Source organism: Bradyrhizobium sp. UFLA06-06, assembly GCF_054820065.1.
On the sequence record NZ_JADFUD010000014.1, the window covers coordinates 1 to 22,930 of the forward strand.

Here is a 22,930-nt window from a genome sequence, read left to right on the forward strand (position 1 = left end):
GAACGGGGCTCTAGATTCTTGTTTTGACGCGTTTTCTTCACGCGAACCGGTATCCACTTCGCTCGAAAACGCTCTAGAAATCCACCGTCATGGAAAGCCAGAGCGTCCGCGGCATGCCGCTGATCACATAGCCGGTTGGATTGCCGATCCAGTAGTGCCTGTCGAACAGATTGGTCAGTGACGCCCTGAAGGTGGTCGGACGCCCCGCGAGCGTCGTCGCGTAGCGCGCACCGATGTCGAAGGTCGCCCAGGCGGGGACGCTTTGGACGTTGTCGGCACTGACATAGGCCCGGCTGGTGTAGATGGCACGCGCCGTCGCGGTGAGGCCGGGCACGAAGGGCGTATCCCATTCGACACCGAGATTGCCCTGCAGGTCGGGCGCGCCGATCGCGTGATTGCCGTCGTAGAGGTGGCCCTGCGTTTGGGTGAGCCGGGCATCGAGCCAGGTCACGCCACCGAGAACGCGGACGCCGGGCGCGACCTCGCCGAAGGTATTGAGCTCGATGCCACGATTTCTCTGCTCGCCATCCAGACTGTAGATCTTGGTGACGGGATCGATCACCCCGCTCGGTTGGCTGATCTGGAATGCCGCAAGGCTCGCGCCGAAGCCTCCGAGATCGAGCTTGGTGCCGACCTCGACTTGCCGCGTCTTGAACGGCGCAAACACCGCATTGGTGTTCGCCGCGCCGGAAGGCGGCGTCGGCCCCGGCGTCAGCCCTTCGATGTAATTGGCATAAAGCGAGAGTTGCTTGATCGGCCTCACCACCAAGGCGATCGAAGGCGACGTCGCGCTATCGTCGTAGTGCGTTGTTTCCAGGCCGCTGACCGGATTGAAGCTGCTCGCGATCACCTGCTGCTGGCGCGCGCCCACGATCACCTGCAACAGGCCCCCCATCGTCGTGATGGTGTCGGCAACACCGACGCTGCGCAGCCCGAGGAAGCCGGACTTGCCCTCCGGGAATGTCGATACCGGCGCGCCGGCGGTCGTCAGCAAGGTCGGTCTGTAGATGTTCGTCAGGTAGGTCGCGTAGTTGGTCTGGCCGAGCCAGTCCGTCCGGTTTTGCGCGCTGCCGCTGACCACGACCTCGTGGCCGATGGGACCCGTGTCGAAACGCGCGCGTATGCCCGCCTCGCCGGAGGCGCCCTCCGACTTGCCGGTCTGGAACCGTGACGTGCCCAACGCATCGCCTGCGGTGTTGAGCAGCGTGGCACCGGGATCTTCCTGCTTGTCGTAGCGGAACTGGTTGCCGCCGATCGCGCCAAACACGGTGACGCTGTTGCTGAGATCGTATTCGGCCCTGGTCAAGCCGGTCAGGCTCTGCGACCTCGCATAGTCAAACGGCTGCGCGAGATTGATACGCGGATCGGGGGCGCTCGGCATTGCGATGCCGGGCACGGGCGTGTAGCCGCGCTGGGCCGCCTTCATCCAGTCGTCCTGGGAGATGATGTCCGCCGACCAGCGAAAGCGCTCTCCATGATAGTCCACGCCGAGCGAGCCCACGCCGTTGCGCGCCGACTGCCGATCGATCGTGGTGTTGCCGCCGTCGATCCCGCCGTTGAAGCGAACGCCCCATTCCTTCTGTTCGCCATAGCGGCGTGCGAGGTCCAGCTCCGTTCCAAAACGTCCATCCGAGATGTAGCCGGCGGTCAGGCGCGTGATGTCTTCCGCCGCCCGCTTCGTCACGACATTGACCGTGCCACCGATGCTGCCTTGCGGAGCCATTCCGTTGAGAAAGGCACCCGGACCCTTGAGCAGCTCGATGCGCTCGATGGGAGCCGGATTGATGCGGTAGGCCGGAACGAGGCCGTAGAGTCCGTTCAAGGCGATTTCGCTGTTCTCGACCCGGAAGCCGCGGATGGTCAGCGCGTCGTAACGGTTGCTGCTGCCGATCGCAGCACGCACCGACGGATCGGAATTGGTCAGCACTTCCGCAACGCTGGTTGCCTGCTGATCGCGGATCGTCTTCTCGGTGTAGCTCGTCAGACTGTACGGCGTCTCCATGTAGTCCTTGTTGCCGAGCAGGCCGAGTTGCCCGCCGCGCGCGACCTGGCCGCCGATATAGGGCACGGGCAACGCCGCCTGCTGCGCGCCGGCCGTCGGCGCGGCCGCAGCCTGCGGCGCGTGCTCGCGCCTGCTCACCTGACGCGATGCCGATGGGCGCACTGAGCGCGACGACGACGGCCTCCGAACCGGCGTGGCTCGATGCTGTGGCGCGGTGACGACGACTGGAGGCAGCGGCGCAACGCTGCTCGCGGGTGACTGCTCAGGCGACTGGGCGAGCGAAGGGACCGCGGAAAGGAGGAGAGACGCGCACGCGAATTGAAATGCGCGTGGAGCGTTTGAACTGACGAGCATGAGGTCCCCGGATTCTTCGTGGCTTCGCCTCGAACATCATCAGGGTTCGAGCGCGACCACCGGGGCATAAGCAGCATGCGTTGTGGGGCCAACTAGAACGCATCTAAGCGACGGGGATAACATCCTCTGCATGAAGCGCCATCGATGCAGCAAATTTCGCGTTTCGCTTATTCCTTCCTTGAAATGGCGACGCGCGTACGCGGTTCGGTCCCGACGGACGCTTTCGAGGTTAGAGGGATTCTTGGTGCGATCGTCGTCGCGATCGACGCGCTGCATCCAACCGTCGCGGTGAATCGTCGCAGACCGCGGATGCCGGCGGACGGAGCGATCGACAACGACGACCGATGGCTTCACCGACATGCGTCCCCTCGCCCGCCAGGGCGAAGGGACACGCAGCCACGGCGATCAGACGCCGGCCATCATCACGTATTTGATCTCGACATATTCATCCATGCCGTGACGCGAGCCTTCGCGGCCGAGGCCCGATTCCTTGACGCCGCCGAACGGCGCCACTTCGGTCGTGATCAGGCCGGAGTTGACGCCGACCATGCCCGACTCCAGCGCCTCGGCGACGCGCCAGACGCGGCCGATGTCGCGCGAATAGAAGTAGGAAGCGAGACCGAACGGCGAGGCATTGCACATCGCGATCACGTCGGCCTCGTCCTTGAAGCGGATCACCGGCGCGAGCGGGCCGAAGGTTTCCTCGTGCGACACCAGCGCGTCCGGCCGCACATCCGACAGCACCGTCGGCTCGAAGAAGCTGCGGCCGAGCGACGAGCGCTTGCCGCCGGTCACGATCTTGGCGCCGCCCTTCACGGCGTCGGCGATGTGCCGCTCGACCTTCTCGATCGCTTCCATGTTGATCAGCGGCCCCTGCGTCACGCCAGCTTCCGTGCCGTCGCCGATCTTCATCTCCGCGACCTTCTTCGACAGCTTCGTGACGAACGCGTCGTAGATCTTGTCCTGGGCATAGAGACGGTTGGCGCAGACGCAGGTCTGGCCCATGTTGCGATACTTCGAGACGATGGCGCCTTCGACCGCGGCATCGATGTCGGCATCGTCGAACACCACGAACGGCGCATTGCCGCCGAGCTCGAGGCCGAGCTTCTTCACGCCGACCGATGCCTGCCGGTACAGGATCTTGCCGACCTCGGTCGAGCCGGTGAAGCCGACGAAGCGCACCGCCGGATGCTCGCACAGCACCTTGCCGATCGGCGGCGCATCACCGGTGATGATGTTGAACACGCCCTTCGGCACGCCGGCCTTCTCGGCCAGCGCAACGAGCGCGAGCGCCGACAGCGGCGTCTCGTTGGCGGGCTTCAGCACCACGGTGCAACCGGCCGCCAGCGCCGGCGAGACCTTGCGGGTGATCATCGAATTCGGGAAATTCCATGGGGTGATGGCGCCGCAGACACCGATCGGCTGCCGGATCGCGAGCAGACGTGCGTCCGGACGCTGCGTCGGGATCGTCTCGCCATAGACGCGACGCGCCTCTTCCGCAAAGAATTCGACATAGGCGGCGCCGATATCGACCTCGCCGAGCGCTTCCGCCAGCGGCTTGCCCTGCTCGGAGGTCAGGATCAGCGCGAGATCCTCGCGGTTGGCGATGATCAGATCGAACCATTTGCGCAAGATGTTGGAGCGCTGTTTCGCGGTGAGCTTGGCCCAGGCCGGAAACGCGCGCTCGGCGGCCTCGACGGCCTTGGTCGCGTCATCGGCGCTCAGCTGCGGGATCTTGATCAGCTCGACGCCGGTCGCCGGATTGTTGACGGCGAATTCGGGGGTGCCGACCCAGGCGCCGTCGATATAGCAGCGGTCGCGCAGCAGCGAGGGGTCCTTCAGGCGGCTTTGCAGGGAGGATGCTGCGGATTGGGTGGCGCGTGCGGCAACGGGCGGGGTCATGGCGTTACTCCTGTCATTTCTGGAATTTCTTGGGGGTGTTCGCCGCCTATATAAGCGGAAAGCCGCTGCGATGCACCGGCGCCGGGCGCGACCCTGCTTCAAGCAATATTGAGGGCTCGCGCGCGATCTTTTTCCACGCGCCGACGTGCAGCGGTGCTCAGACTGCGCCGCCGGACATGTAGGTTTCACGACGGCCGATCATGCGCTCGGCCGCGGCCTTGGCGTCCGCCTTGGTCGAGGTCGCGCAGGTCCGGTATTCGAGGTCGGCCTGCGCCCGCGCATCGCGGCGGCCGAACCAGGATTTGGCGCCGGACCGCAGCAGCGCCAGCGCCTGCGCGACATTCTCGACGGCCTCGAACGAGTGCAGCGCGCCGGTACCTGCGTAGCGGACTTCGTAGAGACCTGGGCTGATCGGCGCCTCGATATTCTCGCCGCGGCCCGGCCGCGGATAGCGCTTCCATTCACTCCATGTCGAAATCATTGCTGCGCCCCCGCAAGGCGGGAAATGACGAATCTTTTCGTCAAATCCGGTCCAATCCGCCGCACCGTTTGTGCAGCGATCTGAATGCGTTAATGCAAATAATCAGGTACGAAAATCATTCCTTGATCACGTTACCGTGGCCGCTTGCGGAGGTCACCGGGACTTGCGCGGCGTCCCCTGCAAAATCTGCGCGCGTGGTGAACGCCTCCCGACCAAGGCCGTTCCTAGCGGCCCGGCCTTCACGACATCGCGACATCCTCGCATCGCGCCCGCCTTGCGGGAGCGGAAAAGCGGGAGGATGATCCGCCCACTTCAAAACAATAAACCCCACCGGAGGAAGCCCCCAATGCAGAGCAAGGCCCAGATCGATCAGGTATTGCGCCAGAAGAGCGAGGCAAAGGAAATTCCCGGCGTGGTCGCCATCGCGGCCACCGGCAAGGACGTGATCTACGAAGGCGCGTTCGGCAAGCGCGACCTTTCCAAGAGCGATCCCATGACGGCGGACAGTGTGTTCTGGATCGCCTCGATGACCAAGGCGGTGACCTCGGCGGGCGCGATGCAGCTTGTCGAACAGGGCAAGCTCTCGCTCGATGAGCCGATCGGCAAGCTGTTGCCCGATCTCGCCGCGGTGCAGGTGCTTGACGGCTTCGACGCCAAGGGCGAGCCGCAGCTGCGGCCGGCGAAAAAGCCGATCACGCTGCGCCAGCTCATGACCCACACCGCCGGCTTCGCCTACGATATGTGGGACGGCAACCTCGGGAAGTATCTGGAAAAGACCGGCACGCCCGGCATCATCACCTGCTTGAATGCCGCGCTGAAGACGCCGATCATGACCGACCCCGGCACGCGCTGGGAGTACGGCACCAATATCGACTTCGTCGGCAAGGCCGTGGAGGCCGCATCCGGCAAGAAGCTCGATGCCTATCTGCGCGACAACATGTTCGCACCGCTCGGCATGAGCGACACCGCGTTCAAGATCTCCGACGACATGCGCAAGCGGCTGGTCGGCATGCATGCCCGCGGCGAGGACGGCACGCTGGCGGCAATCCCGTTCGAGCTCGAGCAGAATCCTGAATTCCACATGGGTGGCGGCGGCCTGTATTCGACGGCGGCCGACTACATCAAGTTCTGCCAGATGATCCTCAACAAGGGCAAAGGCAACGGCAATCAGGTGCTGAAGGCCGAGACGGTCGCGACCATGGGGCAGAATCACATCGGCGAGCTCACCGTCGGCAAGATGACGACGGCCTTGCCGGTGTACACCAACGACGTCGATCTCTATCCCGACATCGTCAAGAAGTGGGGACTGAGCTTCCTCATCAACACCGCCAAGACGCCGGAAGGCCGCAGCGCCGGCAGCCTCGCCTGGGCGGGCCTTGCCAACACCTATTACTGGATCGATCCGTCGCGCGACGTCTGCGGCGTGATCCTGACCCAGCTGTTGCCGTTCGCCGACAAGCACAGCCTGGAAGCCTTCGCAGGCTTCGAGAAGGGCATCTATGCCGGGCTCGACGCCGGCAGCGGGCAGAGGGCGGCTTAAAATATCCTCTCCCTCTCCCCGTTCTTACGGGGAGAGGGTTGGGGTGAGGGGCTGCTTCCACGAGCTCTGACCGCAGTGAGACCTGTACCCCCTCACCCGGAACGCATCTCGCGATGCGTTCCGACCTCTCCCCGCAAGCGGGGCGAGGTAAGAGCCCGACCGTCTCATACCCGCCATAGGTCGGGCCTGTCCCATCGGCGCCAAACGACTAAGATCGCGCAAAAAGCGTGACGACACGAACACGACCACGAGGAGGACGATCTTGGCAGCCGATATCCTGGTCCCCAAGGCAGACAGCTATGTGTGCGGCATTTCCGATATGCCGCTGCTCGGTGAAACTATCGGCCGCAGCCTCGACCGTGCACGGGCGCGCTGGGGCGAGCGCGAAGCGCTGGTCTCGCCGAGCCACAACGTGCGCTGGACCTGGAACGAATTCGCCTGTCGCGTCGAGGCCTTGGCGGCGGGCTTTCTCGCGCTCGGGCTGCAACGCGGCGAGCGGATCGGCATCTGGTCGCTGAACCGGCCGGAATGGACACTGACGCAATTCGCCGCCGCGAAAGCCGGACTGATCCTCGTCACCATCAATCCGGCCTATCGCCTCAGCGAACTTGAATTTGCGCTCGGCAAGGTCGGCTGCGCCGCGATCGTGACGGCGACCGCATTCAAGACCTCGGCCTATATGGAGATGCTGAACACGCTGCTGCCCGAGCTTGCGAGCTCCGAGCCCGGCCATCTGCGCTCGGCGCGGCTGCCGCAACTGCGCGCCGTGATCCAGATCGGCGGACCGGCGGCGCCGGGCACCATTCCGTTCGATGCGGTCGCGCAGATGGGCGGCGAGCGCCATCGCGAGCAGCTTGCGGCGCTCGGCGAGAGCCTGCAGTTCGACGATCCCGTCAACATCCAGTTCACCAGCGGCACCACCGGCTCGCCGAAGGGCGTGACGCTGACCCATCACAACATCCTCAACAACGGCTACTTCACCGGCCGCGCCATGCGCCTGACCGAGCAGGACCGCATCTGCATTCCGGTGCCGCTCTATCACTGCTTCGGCATGGTGATGGGCAACCTCGCCTCGGTCACGCTCGGCACCGCCATGGTGTATCCCGGCGAAGGCTTTGATCCGCTGGCGACGCTGACGACGGTCGCGCAGGAGAGATGCACGACGCTGTACGGCGTGCCGACCATGTTCATCGCCGAGCTCGACCATCCGGACTTCGCGCGCTTCGATCTGTCCTCGCTGCGCACCGGCATCATGGCCGGGGCGCCCTGCCCGATCGAGGTGATGAAGCGCGTCAATACCGAGATGAACATGCGCGAAGTGACGATCGCCTACGGCATGACCGAGACCAGCCCGGTGAGTTTCCAGAGCGCGACCGACGATCCCCTGGAGCGCCGCGTCTCGACCGTCGGCCGCATCCATCCGCATGTCGAGGTCAAGGTGGTCGATCTCGACGGCAAGGTGGTGCCGCGCGGCGAACGCGGCGAGCTCTGCACGCGCGGCTACAGCATCATGCTCGGCTATTGGGACGAGAAGGAAAAGACGTCAGACGTGCTCGACGCCAATGGCTGGATGCACACCGGCGACCTCGCCGTGATCGACGACGAGGGCTATTGCAACATCGTCGGCCGCATCAAGGACATGGTGATCCGCGGCGGCGAGAACCTCTATCCGAGGGAGATCGAGGAATTCCTCTACCGCCATCCGAAGATCCAGGACGTGCAGATCTTCGGCGTCGCCGACGAGCGCTATGGCGAGGAGCTGTGCGCCTGGGTCAGGACCAGGCAGGGCGAAACGCTCACCGCCGACGAGCTCCGCGCCTTCTGCCATGGCCAGATCGCCCACAACAAGATCCCGCGCTATGTCGAATTCGTCGACGAATTCCCGATGACGGTGACCGGCAAGATCCAGAAATTCGTGATGCGCGACGCAGTGGAGCGGCGGCTGGGATTGAAGGCGTCGAAGACGGCGTGAGGCATTTTCTGCTCCCTCTCCCGCTTGCGGGGGAGGGTCGGGGTGGGGGCTCTTTCCGCGAGTCATTCCGTGGAGAGAGCCCCCACCCGCACCGCATCTTCGATGCGCTGCGACCTCCCCCGCAAGCGGGAGAGGTGAAGAAAGCCAGCGGCGCTCTTAAACCAGCAGCCCCTGCTGCTTCGCCAGATCCTGCAGCGACACCAGCGGCCGGGCGCCGATGTGCTGGATCACCTCGGCGGCGGCGAGCGCGCCGAGCCGGCCGGCATTCTCATGGCCGACATTGCGCACGAGACCGACCAGGAAGCCGGCGGCGAACAGGTCGCCGGCGCCGGTGGTGTCGACCAGCCTGTCGATCGGCGAGGCGGGCGCCGCGACGACGCTGTCGCCGGAGATCACGACGCAGCCCTTCTCGCTGCGGGTGACGACGCCGAGCCTGGTGTCCTTGCCGAACTGCTTCAGCGCGGTGTCGAAATCCGAGGTCTGGTACAGCGAGTGCAGCTCGGACTCGTTGGCGAACACCAGGTCCACAATGCCCTTGCGCATCAGGTCGAGGAATTCGTCGCGGTAGCGATCGACGCAGAACGAATCCGACAGCGTCAGCGCGACCTGGCGGCCCGCGCCATGCGCGATATCAGCCGCCTTCACGAAGGCGTCCTTGGCGTTCTTCGGATCCCAGAGATAGCCCTCGAGATAGATGATGCCGGCGGCCGCGATCTGCGCCGGATCGATATCGTCCGGCGTCAGGTCCTGCGCGGCGCCGAGATAGGTGTTCATGGTGCGCTCGCCGTCCGGCGTCACCAGGATGTAGGAGCAGCCGGTGGCCGGGCCGGTCCTGGCCGGCGTAGTATCGAAGGCGACGCCCGCGGCGCGGATGTCGTGGACGTAGAGCTTGCCGATCTGGTCGTCCTTGACCTTTCCGACATAGGCGGCGCGGGCACCGAGACTGCCGACGCCGACGATGGTATTCGCGGCCGAGCCGCCCGACATCTCGGTCGCCACGCCCATGTCGCCGTAGATCGCGGTGGCGCGCGCCTCGTCGATCAGTTGCATCGAGCCCTTGGTCATGCCGTGACGGGCAAGGAACCCCTCGTCGGTCTGTACCAGCACGTCGAAGATCGCGTTGCCGATCCCAAGAACGTCGTATTTTGCGTCAGCCATAGACCTGCCCTGTGTTAACGCCACTCAACAAGAGTGGCGGCCTATCACGTTCGGCCTCGGGGCAGCAAGGGAAGGGCTGCTGCTAGTTCCGTCATCCCCTCGCCTGTAACCCGTCATCCTGAGGTGCGAGCCTCTTGGCGAGCCTCGAAGGATGGACGGCCCGACTAGTGGCCGATGCATCCTTCGAGGCTCGCTTCGCTCGCACCTCAGGATGACGGGGCTGACGGAGTGCCGCTGGCAGCAAAGCGCGCTACTGCTATACAGACCTCATGTTCCGCTCCTTCCTCACGGTCTCCTCGGGAACGCTGGCCTCGCGACTGCTCGGCTTCGTGCGCGATTCCGCGATCGCGGCGCTGCTGGGCGCGGGGCCCGTGGCGGATGCGTTCCTGGCGGCGTTCCAGCTTGTGAATGTGGTGCGACGGCTGCTGGCCGAGGGTGGACTGAATGCCGCTTTGGTGCCGGCTTGGCTGAAGGCGCGCGATGCCGGCGGCTTGGACGCGGCAACCGCCTTTGCCGGCCGCGTGCTCGGCACCGTCAGCGCCGCCGTGATCGCGGCCGCGCTCGTCATCGGCGTGCTGATGCCGCTGGTGATCGCGGCGATCGCGCCGGGGTTCGTCGGCCGCGACACACTGCAATTCGCCGTCGACTACGCACGGCTGATGCTGCCCTATCTCGCCTTCGCCGGTCCGGTCACCGTGATGATGGCGCTGCTCAGCGCCCAGGGGCGCTTCGCGCTGACCGCGTTCTCGCCGCTGTTGTTCAACATCGCGCTGATATCAGTGATGGCCGTGCTGCTGGTGCGGCAGCAGGAGCCGGCGCAGGCCGCGATTGTCATGGCGGCGACGATCGGCATCGCCGGCTTCCTGCAACTGTCGATGCTGGCGCTGCGCGGCGCGAAACTCGCTTCGCCGCTCAGCGTGTCCTTCGATCCTGACGTGCGCCGCTTTCTCGGCCGCGCGGTCCCGGGCATGGTCGCGAGCAGCGCGCCACAATGGCTGATGGTGGCGGGCGCGGTGATCGCATCGACCTCGCCATCGGCGGTGTCCTGGCTCTATTTCGCCAACCGCCTGCTCGAGCTGCCGCTCGGCATTGTCGGCGTCGCCATGGGCACCGTGCTGATCCCGGAGATGACGCGCGCCGTGCGCAGCGGCGAATCCAGCGCGATCGCGCATGCGGAATCGCGTGCCCTCGAGCTCGCGGTCGGGCTGGCGCTGCCGGCGACGCTCGGCCTGATGGTGCTGAGCGAGCCGACCGTGCGGATGCTGTTCGAGCACGGCGCGTTCACCGCCCAGGATAGCGCGGCAACCGCGCAAGCCTTGACCTGGCTGACGCTGGCCTTGCCGGCGCATGTGCTGGTGAAGGCGCTGTCGCCGGCATTCTTTGCGCGCGAGGACACGCTGACGCCGCTGCTCGCGACGCTGAAAGCGGTCGTGGTGGCGATCGCGGCGGCCTTCCTGCTCGGCCAGATCTTCGGTGCGAGCGGAATTGCCGCAGGCATCGCGCTCGGCGCCTGGAGCAACGCACTGGCACTGATCCGCAAGGGGGCCGCGACCTTCGGCTTCTCGATCGATGCCGATGCGCGCCGCCGGCTGCCGCGCATCCTGGCCGCGGCGCTCGCGATGGGCGCCCTGCTCTGGCTCGCGCAGGGCGCGCTGCCGTCAGCCGGCAGCCACGGTTTCGTGCAGGCAGCCTCCCTGCTCATGCTGATCGCCTCAGGTATCGCCGGTTACGGGCTGTTCTTGCAGCTTTTCGGCGTCACCGGCTGGCGCGAGGCGGTTAACGCCGTCAGGCAAAGGCGCCCCGCGTGACTTGCGCGCGCGAAGCTTAAGTGGCAAACGACGCGGCAAAACTAGCCATTTCCGGGAATTAGACCATGGCGTTCGTTGAACGGGTTTTCTCAGGCGTCCAGCCGACGGGCAATCTGCACCTCGGCAACTACCTCGGCGCTATCGTCAACTTCGTGAAGATGCAGCAGACTCACAACTGCATCTATTGCGTCGTCGACATGCATGCGATCACGCAGGGCGTCGAGGTCTGGGGCGGCCCGGCCGAGCTCGCCCGCAACACCCGCGAGGTCACCGCGGCCTTCATCGCCGCGGGCATCGATGCCAAGAAGCACATCGTGTTCAACCAGAGCCAGATCGCCGGCCATGCCGAGCTGACCTGGATCTTCAACTGCGTCGCGCGGATCGGCTGGCTGAACCGCATGACGCAGTTCAAGGAGAAGGCCGGCAAGGACCGTGAGAACGCCTCGGTCGGCCTCTACGACTATCCGGTGCTGATGGCCGCCGACATCCTGCTCTACCGCGCGACCCATGTGCCGGTCGGCGAGGACCAGAAGCAGCACCTGGAGCTGTCCCGCGACATCGCGCAGAAGTTCAACAACGATTTCGGCGATTCAGTTCGTGGTCACGGTTTCGCCGACGGCCTGTTCTTCCCGCAGCCCGAGCCGCTGATCACGGGACCCGCGACGCGGGTGATGAGCCTGCGCGACGGCACCAAGAAGATGTCGAAGTCGGATGCGTCGGACAATTCGCGCATCAACCTCACCGACGACGCCGACACCATCGCGCAGAAGATCCGCAAGGCGAAGACCGATCCGGAGCCGCTGCCGTCGGAGGAAAAGGGCCTGGAGACGCGTCCCGAGGCCGACAACCTGGTCGGCATCTACGCGGCGCTGGCCGGCATCTCCAAGCAGGAGGTGCTGACGCAGTTCGGCGGCGGGCAGTTCTCCAGCTTCAAGAACGCGCTGGTCGAGGTTTGCGTCGCAAAACTGGCGCCGATCGCCTCCGAGATGAAGAAGCTGGTCGCCGATCCCGGCCATGTCGACGCGGTCCTCGCCGACGGCGCCAACCGCGCCCGCGGCATCGCCGACGAGACCATGCGCATCACCAAGGACATCGTCGGCTTCATCCGTCCGCGCTGACGCGCAAGGCAGGAACTGCGCGCTCCCTCTCCCAAACGGCGAGGGAGTATGGCACCATGGGTTGGTTTGGTTCAGCACCGGGACATGCATGACCACCCAGCGACGAAGCTACGAGACAGGTCACAAGCCGAAATGCCTCGTCATCGTTGACGACACTGCGGAATGGGACCGCGCGGTCTATTACGCCAGCCGGTGGGCGATCCGGGTCGGCGGCGGCGTCGTGATGCTGCGGGTGATCGAGACCGAGGATCAGAACCAGCAATGGCTAGGGGTCGCCGACATCATGCGCGCGGAGGCCGAGGAGGCCGCCAATGAGGCGCTCGACCGCGCCGCCGGCCGCGCCAACGGCATCGCCGCGATCACCCCGGAGCGGGTGATTCGCGAGGGCGACCCGATCGAGCAGATCCTCGACGTGATCGACAAGGACGTCGATATCTCAGCGCTGGTGCTGGCCGCCAATCCGGGCGCCGAGGGGCCCGGGCCGATCATCACCACCATGGCCAAGACCATGGGGGCATTCCCGATCCCGGTGACCATCGTGCCAGGCGGCCTGACCGACGCCGAGATCGACGCCCTGTCCTAGCCCGTTACCGGCCCCGGACCCGCTTCCGGGCATGGGTAGGCGCCTGGAACCGCGGTTTTGCGGCTTGATCGCGGGCTTTTTAGTTGCCATCTGATTCCTTGATTTGACGCGTTTTCTTCGCGAACCGGTGTCACTTCGCTCGAAAACGCTATAATGGAACCCAACGCGCCGGCCTTGAACCGGCGACGCCGGAGACAGCAAATGTTCATTCAGACCGAAGCCACGCCGAATCCCGCCACGCTGAAATTCATCCCGGGCCGCATGGTGCTCGACAGCGGCACCATGGAATTCTCCTCGCCCGAATCCGCCGCACGCTCGCCGCTCGCCGAACGGCTGTTCGCCGTATCCGGCGTCACCGGCGTGTTCTACGGCGGCGACTTCATCACCGTGACCAAGGCGGACGGCGACTGGCAGCACCTCAAGCCCGCGATCCTCGGCGCGATCATGGAGCACTACATGTCCGGCGCGCCGCTGCTCGCCGACGGCACCGCGGCCAGCGACGACGCCCGCGACGAGCAAGACGAGTTCTTCGACGAGGCCGACGCCGAGACGGTCGAGCAGATCAAGGACCTGATCGAGACCCGCGTGCGTCCTGCGGTCGCCAATGACGGCGGCGACATCACCTTCCGCGGCTTCAAGGACGGCATCGTCTATCTCAACATGAAGGGCTCCTGCGCCGGCTGCCCGTCGTCGACCGCAACCCTGCAACACGGCATCCAGAACCTGCTCCGGCACTTCGTGCCCGACGTGCAGGAAGTCCGGCCGATGTGATGGAGCGGCGAATGGCGAGTGGCGAATCGCGAATAGCATTCTCCGCAAGACCCCTGTTCGCCATTCCCTATTCACTATTCGCCCTCCCATGATGATTCTCGCCATCGATACGGCGCTCGACGCCTGCTCCGCGGCGGTGCTCGACACCACCTCCGGCAATACAATCGCCATTGAATCGCAGGCGATGCAGCGCGGCCATGCCGAGGCGCTGATGCCGCTGATCGCGCGGGTGATGAAAGAGAGCGGCATCGGCTTTGCCGGGCTCGACCGCATCGCCGTCACCACCGGCCCTGGCAGTTTCACGGGCCTGCGCGTCGGCCTCTCGGCGGCGCGCGGCTTGGCGCTGGCCGCGGAAAAGCCGGTGGTCGGACTGTCGACGCTCGCCGCTTACGCCGCGCCTGTCGTCGCCGAGAATGGCGCGTCTGCGATCCTGTCGGCGATCGATGCGCGGCATGATCACGTCTATTTCCAGCTGGTCGGCGGCGACGGCAGCCCGATCATCAAGCCGAAGGTGGCGCCGATCGCGGAAGCGCTCGAGGCCTCCCAACACGGCGCGCTGCATCTGGTCGGCAACGCCGCCAATATCCTCGCCGAGCGCTGGCCCGCCGACGCCGCACCGCCGGTCAAGGTCGACCGGCAGCCCGCGCCCGATATTAACTGGGTCGCATGGATCGGCGCGGCCGTGGATCCTGAGACCGCGCCGCCGCGGCCGTTCTATCTGCGCGCGCCCGACGCCAAGCCGCCGAAGGACCGGCTCGAAATCAGCGCGCCGCGATCGACATGATCGACTGGCTGTCACGATGGTGGGGCGGCGGTCCGCCCGCGATCGAGCCCGCATCGCTGCGCGATGCGGCGCGGCTCGCGCAATTGCACGGCGCGTCGTTTCATCGCGGCTGGGGCGAGGGCGAATTCGAGGCGATGCTGACCGAGCGCAACACGCTGGTGCACCGGCTGCGGCAGGGACGCAAGGTGATCGGCTTTGCCGTCTCGCGGATGGCGGCGGACGAAGCCGAAATCTTGTCGATTGCGATCGATTCCAATCAGCGCGGCCGCGGGCTGTCGCGCGACCTGCTGCTGACCCATCTCGGCCATCTTGCCGGCCGCGGCATCCGAACCATCTTCCTCGAGGTGGAAGAGAACAATCAGCCGGCGCGACGGCTCTATGAAAGGGCCGGATTCGGCGTGATCGGCCGCCGCGGACGCTACTACAAGCAGCCCGGCGGGGAACATTTGAACGCGCTTCTGATGCGGCGCGACTTGTCGTAACATCGGCGCGATGGCAGAACAGCGCCCTGCTCTGCCATCCAAGGCCCAAGGACTGGCCAAGGACCTGCCAAGGACCCATGACGACGGTGAAAATCACGCCTGCGCAGAAGAATACCGGCATCGAGGCGCGCTGCGCCGCGACCGGCATGCGCATGACCGAACAGCGCCGCGTGATCGCACGCGTGCTGGCGGAGGCCATGGATCACCCCGACGTCGAGGAGCTCTACCGCCGCTGCGTTGCGGTCGACGACAAGATCTCGATCTCGACCGTCTATCGCACCGTCAAGTTGTTCGAGGATGCCGGCATCATCGAGCGCCACGACTTCCGCGAGGGCCGCGCGCGCTACGAGCAGATGCCGGAGAGCCATCACGACCATCTGATCAATCTGCGCGACGGCAAGGTGATCGAGTTCACCTCCGAGGAAATCGAGAAGCTGCAGGCCGAGATCGCGCGCAAGCTCGGCTACAAGCTGGTCGATCATCGTCTCGAGCTGTATTGCGTCCCGCTCGACGAAGACAGCAAGTCCTAGGCGCGTGCGGGAACGCGTCACCCGACCATGACATTCGATCTCGTCATCTTCGATTGCGACGGCGTGCTGGTCGACAGCGAGGTGATCTCCTGTCGCGCGCATGCGGAAACGCTGACGCGGCACGGCTTTCCGATTACGCCTGACGGCGTGCTGAAGCGCTTCCTCGGCGTGTCCGACCGCGAGGCGCGGCGGATCGTCGAGAGCGAGATCGGCCGCGCGCTGCCCGAGACCTTCGAGGCCGAGGTCAAGCACGCGACGCTGAGCTTCTATGCCGACGATCTCAGCGCCATCGCGCATGTCGGCGAGGCGATCGCCGCGCTCGGCTTACCGAAATGCGTGGCGTCGAGCGGCACGCCGGAAAAGATCCATCACGGCCTGACCTGCGCCGGGCTCTACGACCAGCTGGCGCCGCATATTTTCTCCGCCACGCAGGTCAAGCGCGGCAAGCCGGCGCCCGATCTCTTCCTGTTCGCGGCCACGCAGATGGGCGTGACCCCTGCGCGTTGCGTCGTGATCGAGGACAGCGTGGCCGGCGTCACCGGCGCCCGTGCCGCCGGGATGACCGTGCTCGGTTTTTACGGCGGCAGCCACTGCACCGCGGAACATGAGGGGATGCTGCGCCAGGCCGGCGCGGCCGTAACCTTCGCCGATATGCGCCAATTGCCCGATTTGATCGCCCCGGGTGGGGGCCACGGCGAGCGCTGACTGACCCTGCGAGGTCATTCCGGGGCGCGACCGAAGGGAGCGAACCCTCAGGTGCGCAATTGCGCACCGAGAATCTCGAGATTCCGGGTTCGATGCTGACGCATCGCCCCGGAATGACGTCCAGACCGCTGGATTTTCGCCGGTTTAAGCTATATTTCAGCTCCGGCGCCCGATGGCGCCGTTTCCATTTTTCGCTCTCAGGGTTCCATGACGACGCCGCGCAAGCTGCACATCAAGTCCTATGGCTGCCAGATGAATGTCTACGATGCGCAACGCATGGCGGACACGCTGGCCGGCGAGGGCTTTGTCGAGACCGCGAGCGCCGAAGACGCCGACCTCGTGATCCTCAACACCTGCCACATCCGCGAGAAGGCATCGGAGAAAGTCTATTCCGAGCTCGGGCGGCTGCGCGTCGCCAAGGACGAGGCCGCGCGGGCGGGCCGCGAGATGAAGATCGCGGTCGCCGGCTGCGTCGCGCAGGCCGAAGGCGCCGAGATCATCCATCGCGCGCCGACCGTCGACATCGTGGTCGGGCCGCAGAGCTATCATCATCTGCCCGAGCTCTTGAAGCGCGCCAAACAAAACGGCCGCGCGCTGGAAACGGAATTCCCGGTCGAGGACAAGTTCGGCTTCCTGCCGCAGCCGAAGCCGGATGCGATCCGCGCCCGCGGCATCTCCGCCTTCGTCACGGTGCAGGAAGGTTGCGACAAGTTCTGCACCTTCTGCGTGGTGCCTTACACGCGCGGCGCGGAAGTCTCGCGTCCGGTCACCAGGATCATCGACGATGTGAAGCAGCTCGCCGACAATGGCGTGCGCGAGTTCACGCTGATCGGACAGAACGTCAACGCTTATCACGGCGAAGGCCCCGACGGCCGCGTCTGGCCGCTCGGCAAATTGTTGCAACGGCTCGCCGCAATCCCAGGCGTCACGCGGCTGCGCTATTCGACCAGCCATCCGCGCGACGTCGACGACGCCCTGATCGCGGCGCATCGCGATTTGCCCGAACTGATGCCGTTCGTGCACCTGCCGGTGCAATCGGGGTCGGACCGGATCCTTGCCGCCATGAACCGCAAACATACCGCCGATGACTACCGGCGCGTCATCGACCGGTTCCGCGCCGCACGGCAAGATATTGCTTTTTCATCAGATTTTATCGTGGGCTTCCCAGGAGAGACCGCGGAAGAATTTTCCGCCACCCTCGCGCTTGTCACGCAAATCGGATACGCTGCGGCGTATTCATTCAAGTATTCGCCACGGCCGGGCACGCCGGCGGCGGAGATGCGGGAGACAGTGTCAGCAGCCGAGATGGACGAGCGCTTGGGGCGGCTTCAGGAATTGATCGACAGCCAGCAATCGGCCTTCAACCGGGCTGCGATTGGCACAACGGTCGATGTGCTGTTCGAGCGCGCCGCGCGCAATCCGGGCCAGATCGTCGGCCGCACCGCCTATCTGCAGCCCGCCCATGTGATGGCGTCGCACGACATCATCGGCCGGGTCCTCCCGGTGAGGATCGACAGCCTCGAGCGCTACAGCCTGATCGGCGAGCTCGCGCCGCGACCCGCGCCCGGCCTCATTTCGCAGACCATTGGAGCCTGAAATCCTTGCCCAAAAGCGCATCGGATTCGTCTTCGCTCGCTCCCAGCCGCAAACCTGACCGCGACATGCAAATGCCACCTGAGACCCGGCCCCCTGAAACTCAGGTCGTCATCGATTTCGACGACAACCGCGCGGCATCCGCGCTGGTCGGCCCCTACGGACAAAATCTGGCGCTGATCGAGCGGCGGCTCGGCGTCGTGGTCGATTCCCGCGGCAATCATCTGACCATCGCAGGCTCCCGCGACGGCTGCGACGCGGCGCGGCGCGTGCTGGAGACGCTCTACGCGCAGGCCGTCGAGGGACACGACCTCGACCAGGGCGAGGTCGAAGGCGCGATCCGCGCCGTGATCGCGCAGGGCTCGCTGTTCGAATTCGACAACAAGACCGCCAAGCCGACCTTCGAGACCATCAATCTGCGCAAGCGTCCGGTGCGCGCCCGCACCGCGGCGCAGGATTCCTACATCCGCGCGCTGAAGCGGCATGAGCTGGTGTTCGGCATCGGCCCGGCCGGCACCGGCAAGACCTGGCTCGCGGTCGCCCATGCCGCGCAGTTGTTCGAGCGCAAGGAGGTTGATCGCATCATCCTGACGCGGCCCGCGGTGGAAGCCGGCGAGCGGCTCGGCTTCCTGCCCGGCGACCTCAAGGAGAAGGTCGATCCGTATCTGCGCCCGATCTATGACGCGCTGTACGATCTGATGGACGCCCGCGTCGTCGAGCGCGCGCTGCAGGGCAACGAGATCGAGATCGCGCCGCTTGCCTTCATGCGCGGCCGCACCCTGACCAATGCCGCCATCATCCTCGACGAGGCGCAGAACACCACGACGATGCAGATGAAGATGTTTTTGACGCGTCTCGGCGAGAACAGCCGGATGATCGTCACCGGCGACCCGTCGCAGATCGACCTGCCGCACGGCCAGGCCTCGGGGCTCACGGAAGCCGTGAAGCTGCTCGACGGCGTCGAGGGCATCGCGCAGGTGCATTTCAAGGCCGAGGACGTCATCCGCCATGAATTGGTGGCGCGCATCGTGGCCGCCTATGAGGGATTGCCGCAAAAGCCGGCAAACGCCAGATCTTGAGACCAATAGCTTCGGCCGCGAGCCCGCACGATGCGGGATCCGGCCATAACGCAGATTTTGAAACCAACGTGTCTGCTTTTCCTGCAACCGAGGTTCTCGTCACCGCCGAATGCTGGCAGGCCGAGCCCAATGCCGACGCGGTGATCCACCGCGCCATCGAGGCTGCCGCCGAGATCGCCGATGCCGATGTCGCCGACGCCGAGCTTGCGGTGATGCTGACCGACGATGCCGGTATCCGCACCCTGAACGCCAACTGGCGCAGCATCGACAAGCCGACCAATGTGCTGTCGTTTCCGGCGCTGCAGCCGGAAGGCGCCAGCGGATCCGACGATGCCCCGCGCATGCTCGGCGATATCGCGATCGCCTATGAGACGACGCGGCGGGAAGCCGATGAAGAGCAGAAGCCGTTCGACCATCATTTGAGCCATCTCGCGGTGCACGGCTTCCTGCACCTGATCGGTTACGACCACGAGAACGACGACGATGCCGAGGACATGGAGGCGCTCGAGCGCGAGATCCTCTCTTCCCTCGGCATTCCCGACCCCTATGCGGATCGGATCGCCTGACATGCCGGATTCCGAACCGACCCACGACAACCCGCGCAACGTGAGCAACCTGCCCGCCGTGGTGCACGAGGGCGAGGTGCAGCGCCCGGCGGCCGAGGGCTGGCTGGTGCGCGCGATCCGCACGCTGTTCGGCTGGAAGGCCGGCTCGGTGCGCGACGATTTGCAGGTCGTGCTCGACGCCTCGACACCCGACGATGTCGGCTTCTCGGCGATCGAGCGCACCATGCTGCGCAACATCCTGTCGCTGAACGAGCGGCGGATCGCCGACGTCATGGTGCACCGCGCCGACATCGTCGCGGTCAAGCGCGACATTCCGCTCGGCGAATTGATGAGCCTGTTCGAGAGCGCGGCGCATTCGCGGCTCGTCGTCTACAACGAAACCCTCGACGACCCCGAGGGCATGGTGCACATCCGCGACCTGCTCGCCTTCATGACCGCGAAGGCCCGCGTCACCGACGCGACCAAGACGAAGCGCAAGAAGCCGTTCCCGGCGGGGCTCGATCTGCGCAGCGTCGACCTCGCGCTGCCGCTGTCGGAAGCCAATATCATCCGCAAGCTGCTCTATATCCCGCCATCGATGCGCGCGATCGACCTGCTGGCGCAGATGCAGGCCTCGCGGATCCATCTCGCGCTGGTGGTCGACGAATATGGCGGCACCGACGGGCTGGTGTCGATCGAGGATATCGTCGAGCAGATCGTCGGCGAGATCGACGACGAACACGATTCCGACGAGCCGCCGTCCATCGTTCGCCAGCCGGACAACTCCTTCATCGCCGATGCGCGCGCCAGCCTCGACGATGTCCGCTCGGTGATCGGCGAGGATTTCGTGATCGGCGACGCCGGCGAGGAGGTCGAGACGCTCGGCGGCTACCTCGTATCGTTCGTTGGGCGCCTGCCGGTGCGCGGCGAGGTGATTTCGGGACCCGGCAATTACGAGGTCGAGGTGCTCGACGCCGATCCGCGGCGGGTCAAGCGCGTGCGCATCACCGCGCGCAAGGAACGGCCGACGCCGCGCAAGGAGCGCGAGCGGCGCCGCGAGCAGGCGCCGGACTCCGGAAACCCGCAGGCGAACGACAACATGCCGCCGCCCGGCGAGGGAGCCGGTCCGCAGTGAGGCTGTCCGACAAGCTCCGATCGATCGGCCTTGCAATCATCCTGACCTGGGGATGGAAACGCGCCGTCCTCGCGCTCACGGCCGGCGCGCTGTCTGCGCTGGCGATGGCGCCGTTCAACGCCTGGCCGGTTCTGTTTCTCACCTTTTCCATCGCGGTCTGGCTGATCGACGGCAGCGCGGCCGGCCGCTGGCGCGGTCTGCCCGCCGCGGCGCTGTCCGGGTTCTGGTTCGGCCTCGGCTATTTCGTGCCGGGCCTGTACTGGATCGGCTACGCCTTTTTCGTCGATGCGGACACCTTCGCCTGGCTGACGCCGTTCGCGGTGCTCGGCCTGCCTGCCTATCTCGCTTTGTTCACTGCGTTCGGCTTCGCGCTGGCGCGGCTGATCTGGCCGCGCGACGCCTTGCGCGTGCTGGCGCTCGCGGTCAGCCTGACGATTTCGGAATGGCTGCGCGGCCATCTCCTCAGCGGCTTTCCGTGGAATGCGTTCGGCTACGCACTGACCGAGCCGCTTGCGCTGGCCCAGACCGCGTCGCTGATCGGGCTGTGGGGCATGACGTTCCTGGCCGTCGCGATCTTCGCAAGCCCGGCCGTGTTGATCGACGGCGCCTCGCGCGGCCGCAAGCCGTGGCGTGCCCCGGCGGCGGCGGTGCTGGTTCTGGCAGCGATGCTGGTGTTCGGCGTGGTCCGCCTCGCGCAGCAGCCGACCAGGATGGTCGACGGCGTCAAGCTGCGCATCATGCAGCCCGATTTGCAGCAGGACGCCAAGTTCAACTACTCCGCCAAGGCGGCGGTGATGCAGAAATATCTCACCCTGTCGGATCGCGCCTCCGGGCCGCACGCCACCGGCGTGAAGGATGCCACCATCCTGATTTGGCCGGAATCCGCGTTTCCGTTCTTCCTGACCAAGGAAGCCGACGCGATGGCGCAGATCGCCGACCTGCTGCCGAAGGGAACCGTGCTGATCACCGGTTCGGTGCGCGCGCCCGATCTGCCGCCCGGCGTCCGCGTCACGCGCGCCTATAATTCCATCTACGTCATCGACCACGACGGCAGCGTGCTTGCGGTCTACGACAAGCTGCATCTTGTCCCGTTCGGAGAATATCTGCCGTTCCAGGACTGGATGGAGAAGGTCGGCTTCGTGCAACTCACCAAGGTGCAGGGCGGCTACATTCCCGGCACGATCCGCCGGACGCTCGATATTCCGAATGCACCGCGCGCCCTGCCCCTGATCTGCTACGAGGCGATCTTTCCCGGCAATGTCGTAAGCCGCGACGACCGTCCCGGCTGGATCGTCAATGTCACCAATGACGGATGGTTCGGAATCTCGACCGGCCCTTACCAGCACCTGCAACAGGCCCGGCTGCGCACCATCGAGGAAGGCCTGCCGATGGTCCGCGCCGCAAATACGGGCATCTCGGCCGTCATCGACCCCGTCGGCCGGATCGTCGCACAACTCGGGCTCGGCATCGAAGGCGTGCTCGATGCCGGCCTGCCGGCGGCCATCGCGCCGACGATCTACGCGCGTGTCGGGAACATCCCCGCCGCTGTGATTGTGATCACAGCCCTGGCGTTCGTGTTGCGGCGGCGGTTTGTGAGGCGAAAACCCTGACGGCTGCATATCGCCGGTTGTCGCGAACCCGAAAAAACGTCGAAATTTACCTCAGTATGATTCCACCAGTTGACAGATCGACCGTGCACTTCGCATTGTACGGGTCCACGCGAAATCACAAGCCAAGTCAGCCCCTTTGCGCAAATTGTCCGCATTTCGTCCCGATCCTCCTTGCAGGATTTGACGGCACCGGCGCCTGAGGCATACTCCACTTCCAACTTGCCTCATCCACGGGCGCGCAATCCCTTAGGAGAGTTGGAGATGTCCACCAAAGCGCCCAATCCTGTTGACAAATATGTCGGCAGCCGCGTCCGGATGCGACGCATCATGCTCGGCATGAGCCAGGAGAAACTGGGCGAGGCGTTAGGCCTGACGTTCCAGCAGGTGCAAAAATACGAGAAGGGCACCAACCGCGTCGGCGCCAGCCGGCTGCAGCAGATCTCCGAAATCCTGCAGGTGCCGGTTTCTTTCCTGTTCGACGGCGGCCCGAGTGGGGTCAAGACCGCCGACGGCTTCAGCGAGGGCGCCTCGCCGACCTATGTCTCCGATTTTCTGGCAACCGCCGAGGGCCTGGCCCTGACCCGCGCCTTCACGCGGATTGCGGACGCCAAGCTCCGCCGCAGCATCGTCGAACTGGTCGAGCAGATCGCGGCGCGCGAGGCTGCCGAGCAGGTCTGATTCAGCCATATCCGTTTGAGCGATCGTCAAATCTGGAATATGCCATTCCAGCGTACGCTAACGCGATGAGTTCAGCTTGAGCATCATCGCGCTTTAGCGC

General features: G+C 65.4%; 20 protein-coding genes. 16 read left to right on the forward strand and 4 right to left on the reverse strand.

Going from position 1 to position 22,930, the window contains the following annotated elements; translation table 11 throughout:
- Positions 1–73 precede the first annotated feature (73 nt).
- From IF803_RS14405 to IF803_RS14415, 3 genes are all read right to left on the reverse strand, one after another.
- Positions 74–2,140: a TonB-dependent receptor gene (locus IF803_RS14405; RefSeq protein WP_461192576.1), complete on the reverse strand. Its 2,067-nt coding sequence runs from the start codon at positions 2,138–2,140 to the stop codon at positions 74–76.
- Between the two features lie 621 nt (positions 2,141–2,761).
- Positions 2,762–4,258 (reverse strand): NAD-dependent succinate-semialdehyde dehydrogenase, encoded by a 1,497-nt coding sequence (locus IF803_RS14410; protein ID WP_461192577.1) that lies wholly within the window; start codon positions 4,256–4,258, stop codon positions 2,762–2,764.
- A 157-nt stretch (positions 4,259–4,415) separates the two neighbouring features.
- A complete protein-coding gene (locus IF803_RS14415) occupies positions 4,416–4,739 on the reverse strand; it encodes a hypothetical protein (RefSeq protein WP_038382583.1) in 324 nt (107 codons plus the stop codon).
- Positions 4,740–5,085: 346 nt separating this feature from the next.
- On the opposite strand from IF803_RS14415, the gene IF803_RS14420 reads away from it, so the two are divergent.
- Together IF803_RS14420 and IF803_RS14425 are read left to right on the forward strand one after the other, a co-directional pair.
- Positions 5,086–6,279, forward strand: a complete 1,194-nt coding sequence (locus IF803_RS14420) for a serine hydrolase domain-containing protein (protein WP_028344327.1) — start codon at positions 5,086–5,088, stop codon at positions 6,277–6,279.
- Positions 6,280–6,556: 277 nt separating this feature from the next.
- Positions 6,557–8,251 (forward strand): AMP-binding protein, encoded by a 1,695-nt coding sequence (locus IF803_RS14425; RefSeq protein WP_461192648.1) that lies wholly within the window; start codon positions 6,557–6,559, stop codon positions 8,249–8,251.
- A gap of 156 nt (positions 8,252–8,407) precedes the next feature.
- On the opposite strand, the gene IF803_RS14430 is transcribed toward IF803_RS14425, so the two are convergent.
- Positions 8,408–9,409, reverse strand: a complete 1,002-nt coding sequence (locus IF803_RS14430; RefSeq protein WP_461192578.1) for an adenosine kinase — start codon at positions 9,407–9,409, stop codon at positions 8,408–8,410.
- Positions 9,410–9,678: 269 nt separating this feature from the next.
- Between IF803_RS14430 and murJ the strand changes: the two genes are divergently transcribed.
- From murJ to IF803_RS14500, 14 genes are all read left to right on the forward strand, one after another.
- Positions 9,679–11,217: a murein biosynthesis integral membrane protein MurJ gene (murJ, locus tag IF803_RS14435; RefSeq protein ID WP_461192579.1), complete on the forward strand. Its 1,539-nt coding sequence runs from the start codon at positions 9,679–9,681 to the stop codon at positions 11,215–11,217.
- A gap of 65 nt (positions 11,218–11,282) precedes the next feature.
- A complete protein-coding gene (trpS, locus tag IF803_RS14440) occupies positions 11,283–12,335 on the forward strand; it encodes a tryptophan--tRNA ligase (RefSeq protein ID WP_304497873.1) in 1,053 nt (350 codons plus the stop codon).
- 88 nt (positions 12,336–12,423) lie between these two features.
- Positions 12,424–12,918, forward strand: a complete 495-nt coding sequence (locus IF803_RS14445; protein WP_461192580.1) for a universal stress protein — start codon at positions 12,424–12,426, stop codon at positions 12,916–12,918.
- 201 nt (positions 12,919–13,119) lie between these two features.
- Positions 13,120–13,689, forward strand: a complete 570-nt coding sequence (locus IF803_RS14450) for a NifU family protein (protein WP_411785010.1) — start codon at positions 13,120–13,122, stop codon at positions 13,687–13,689.
- Positions 13,690–13,777: 88 nt separating this feature from the next.
- A complete protein-coding gene (gene tsaB, locus IF803_RS14455) occupies positions 13,778–14,473 on the forward strand; it encodes a tRNA (adenosine(37)-N6)-threonylcarbamoyltransferase complex dimerization subunit type 1 TsaB (RefSeq protein ID WP_461192581.1) in 696 nt (231 codons plus the stop codon).
- On the forward strand, positions 14,470–14,955 hold the full coding sequence (rimI, locus tag IF803_RS14460; protein ID WP_461192582.1) for a ribosomal protein S18-alanine N-acetyltransferase: 486 nt from the start codon (positions 14,470–14,472) through the stop codon (positions 14,953–14,955). The genes tsaB and rimI overlap by 4 nt, the downstream gene beginning before the upstream one ends.
- Before the next feature lie 77 nt (positions 14,956–15,032).
- Positions 15,033–15,485 (forward strand): Fur family transcriptional regulator, encoded by a 453-nt coding sequence (locus IF803_RS14465; RefSeq protein ID WP_016840396.1) that lies wholly within the window; start codon positions 15,033–15,035, stop codon positions 15,483–15,485.
- A 27-nt stretch (positions 15,486–15,512) separates the two neighbouring features.
- Positions 15,513–16,190, forward strand: a complete 678-nt coding sequence (locus tag IF803_RS14470) for an HAD family hydrolase (protein ID WP_461192583.1) — start codon at positions 15,513–15,515, stop codon at positions 16,188–16,190.
- Positions 16,191–16,397: 207 nt separating this feature from the next.
- Positions 16,398–17,786 (forward strand): tRNA (N6-isopentenyl adenosine(37)-C2)-methylthiotransferase MiaB, encoded by a 1,389-nt coding sequence (gene miaB, locus IF803_RS14475; RefSeq protein WP_461192584.1) that lies wholly within the window; start codon positions 16,398–16,400, stop codon positions 17,784–17,786.
- A 5-nt stretch (positions 17,787–17,791) separates the two neighbouring features.
- Positions 17,792–18,862, forward strand: a complete 1,071-nt coding sequence (locus tag IF803_RS14480) for a PhoH family protein (RefSeq protein ID WP_080686933.1) — start codon at positions 17,792–17,794, stop codon at positions 18,860–18,862.
- A gap of 68 nt (positions 18,863–18,930) precedes the next feature.
- Positions 18,931–19,428, forward strand: a complete 498-nt coding sequence (gene ybeY, locus IF803_RS14485; RefSeq protein WP_461192585.1) for an rRNA maturation RNase YbeY — start codon at positions 18,931–18,933, stop codon at positions 19,426–19,428.
- Between the two features lies 1 nt (position 19,429).
- Positions 19,430–20,542, forward strand: coding sequence for a hemolysin family protein (locus IF803_RS14490; RefSeq protein ID WP_028343903.1), 1,113 nt, complete (start codon positions 19,430–19,432; stop codon positions 20,540–20,542).
- On the forward strand, positions 20,539–22,152 hold the full coding sequence (gene lnt, locus IF803_RS14495) for an apolipoprotein N-acyltransferase (protein WP_461192586.1): 1,614 nt from the start codon (positions 20,539–20,541) through the stop codon (positions 22,150–22,152). Before IF803_RS14490 ends, lnt begins: the two co-directional genes overlap by 4 nt.
- Positions 22,153–22,413: 261 nt before the next feature.
- Complete coding sequence (locus IF803_RS14500; protein WP_016840389.1) at positions 22,414–22,830, forward strand: helix-turn-helix domain-containing protein; 417 nt, start codon at positions 22,414–22,416, stop codon at positions 22,828–22,830.
- Positions 22,831–22,930: the final 100 nt, after the last annotated feature.

Coding starts and splice junctions, on each gene's coding strand:
- IF803_RS14470 (WP_461192583.1), top strand. CDS start 15,513: ATGACATTCGATCTCGTCATCTTCGATTGCGACGGCGTGCTGGTCGAC.
- IF803_RS14410 (WP_461192577.1), bottom strand. CDS start 4,258: ATGACCCCGCCCGTTGCCGCACGCGCCACCCAATCCGCAGCATCCTCC.
- trpS (WP_304497873.1), top strand. CDS start 11,283: ATGGCGTTCGTTGAACGGGTTTTCTCAGGCGTCCAGCCGACGGGCAAT.
- IF803_RS14430 (WP_461192578.1), bottom strand. CDS start 9,409: ATGGCTGACGCAAAATACGACGTTCTTGGGATCGGCAACGCGATCTTC.
- IF803_RS14465 (WP_016840396.1), top strand. CDS start 15,033: ATGACGACGGTGAAAATCACGCCTGCGCAGAAGAATACCGGCATCGAG.
- rimI (WP_461192582.1), top strand. CDS start 14,470: ATGATCGACTGGCTGTCACGATGGTGGGGCGGCGGTCCGCCCGCGATC.
- miaB (WP_461192584.1), top strand. CDS start 16,398: ATGACGACGCCGCGCAAGCTGCACATCAAGTCCTATGGCTGCCAGATG.
- IF803_RS14500 (WP_016840389.1), top strand. CDS start 22,414: ATGTCCACCAAAGCGCCCAATCCTGTTGACAAATATGTCGGCAGCCGC.
- IF803_RS14450 (WP_411785010.1), top strand. CDS start 13,120: ATGTTCATTCAGACCGAAGCCACGCCGAATCCCGCCACGCTGAAATTC.
- murJ (WP_461192579.1), top strand. CDS start 9,679: ATGTTCCGCTCCTTCCTCACGGTCTCCTCGGGAACGCTGGCCTCGCGA.
- IF803_RS14420 (WP_028344327.1), top strand. CDS start 5,086: ATGCAGAGCAAGGCCCAGATCGATCAGGTATTGCGCCAGAAGAGCGAG.
- IF803_RS14490 (WP_028343903.1), top strand. CDS start 19,430: ATGCCGGATTCCGAACCGACCCACGACAACCCGCGCAACGTGAGCAAC.
- IF803_RS14445 (WP_461192580.1), top strand. CDS start 12,424: ATGACCACCCAGCGACGAAGCTACGAGACAGGTCACAAGCCGAAATGC.
- IF803_RS14415 (WP_038382583.1), bottom strand. CDS start 4,739: ATGATTTCGACATGGAGTGAATGGAAGCGCTATCCGCGGCCGGGCCGC.
- tsaB (WP_461192581.1), top strand. CDS start 13,778: ATGATGATTCTCGCCATCGATACGGCGCTCGACGCCTGCTCCGCGGCG.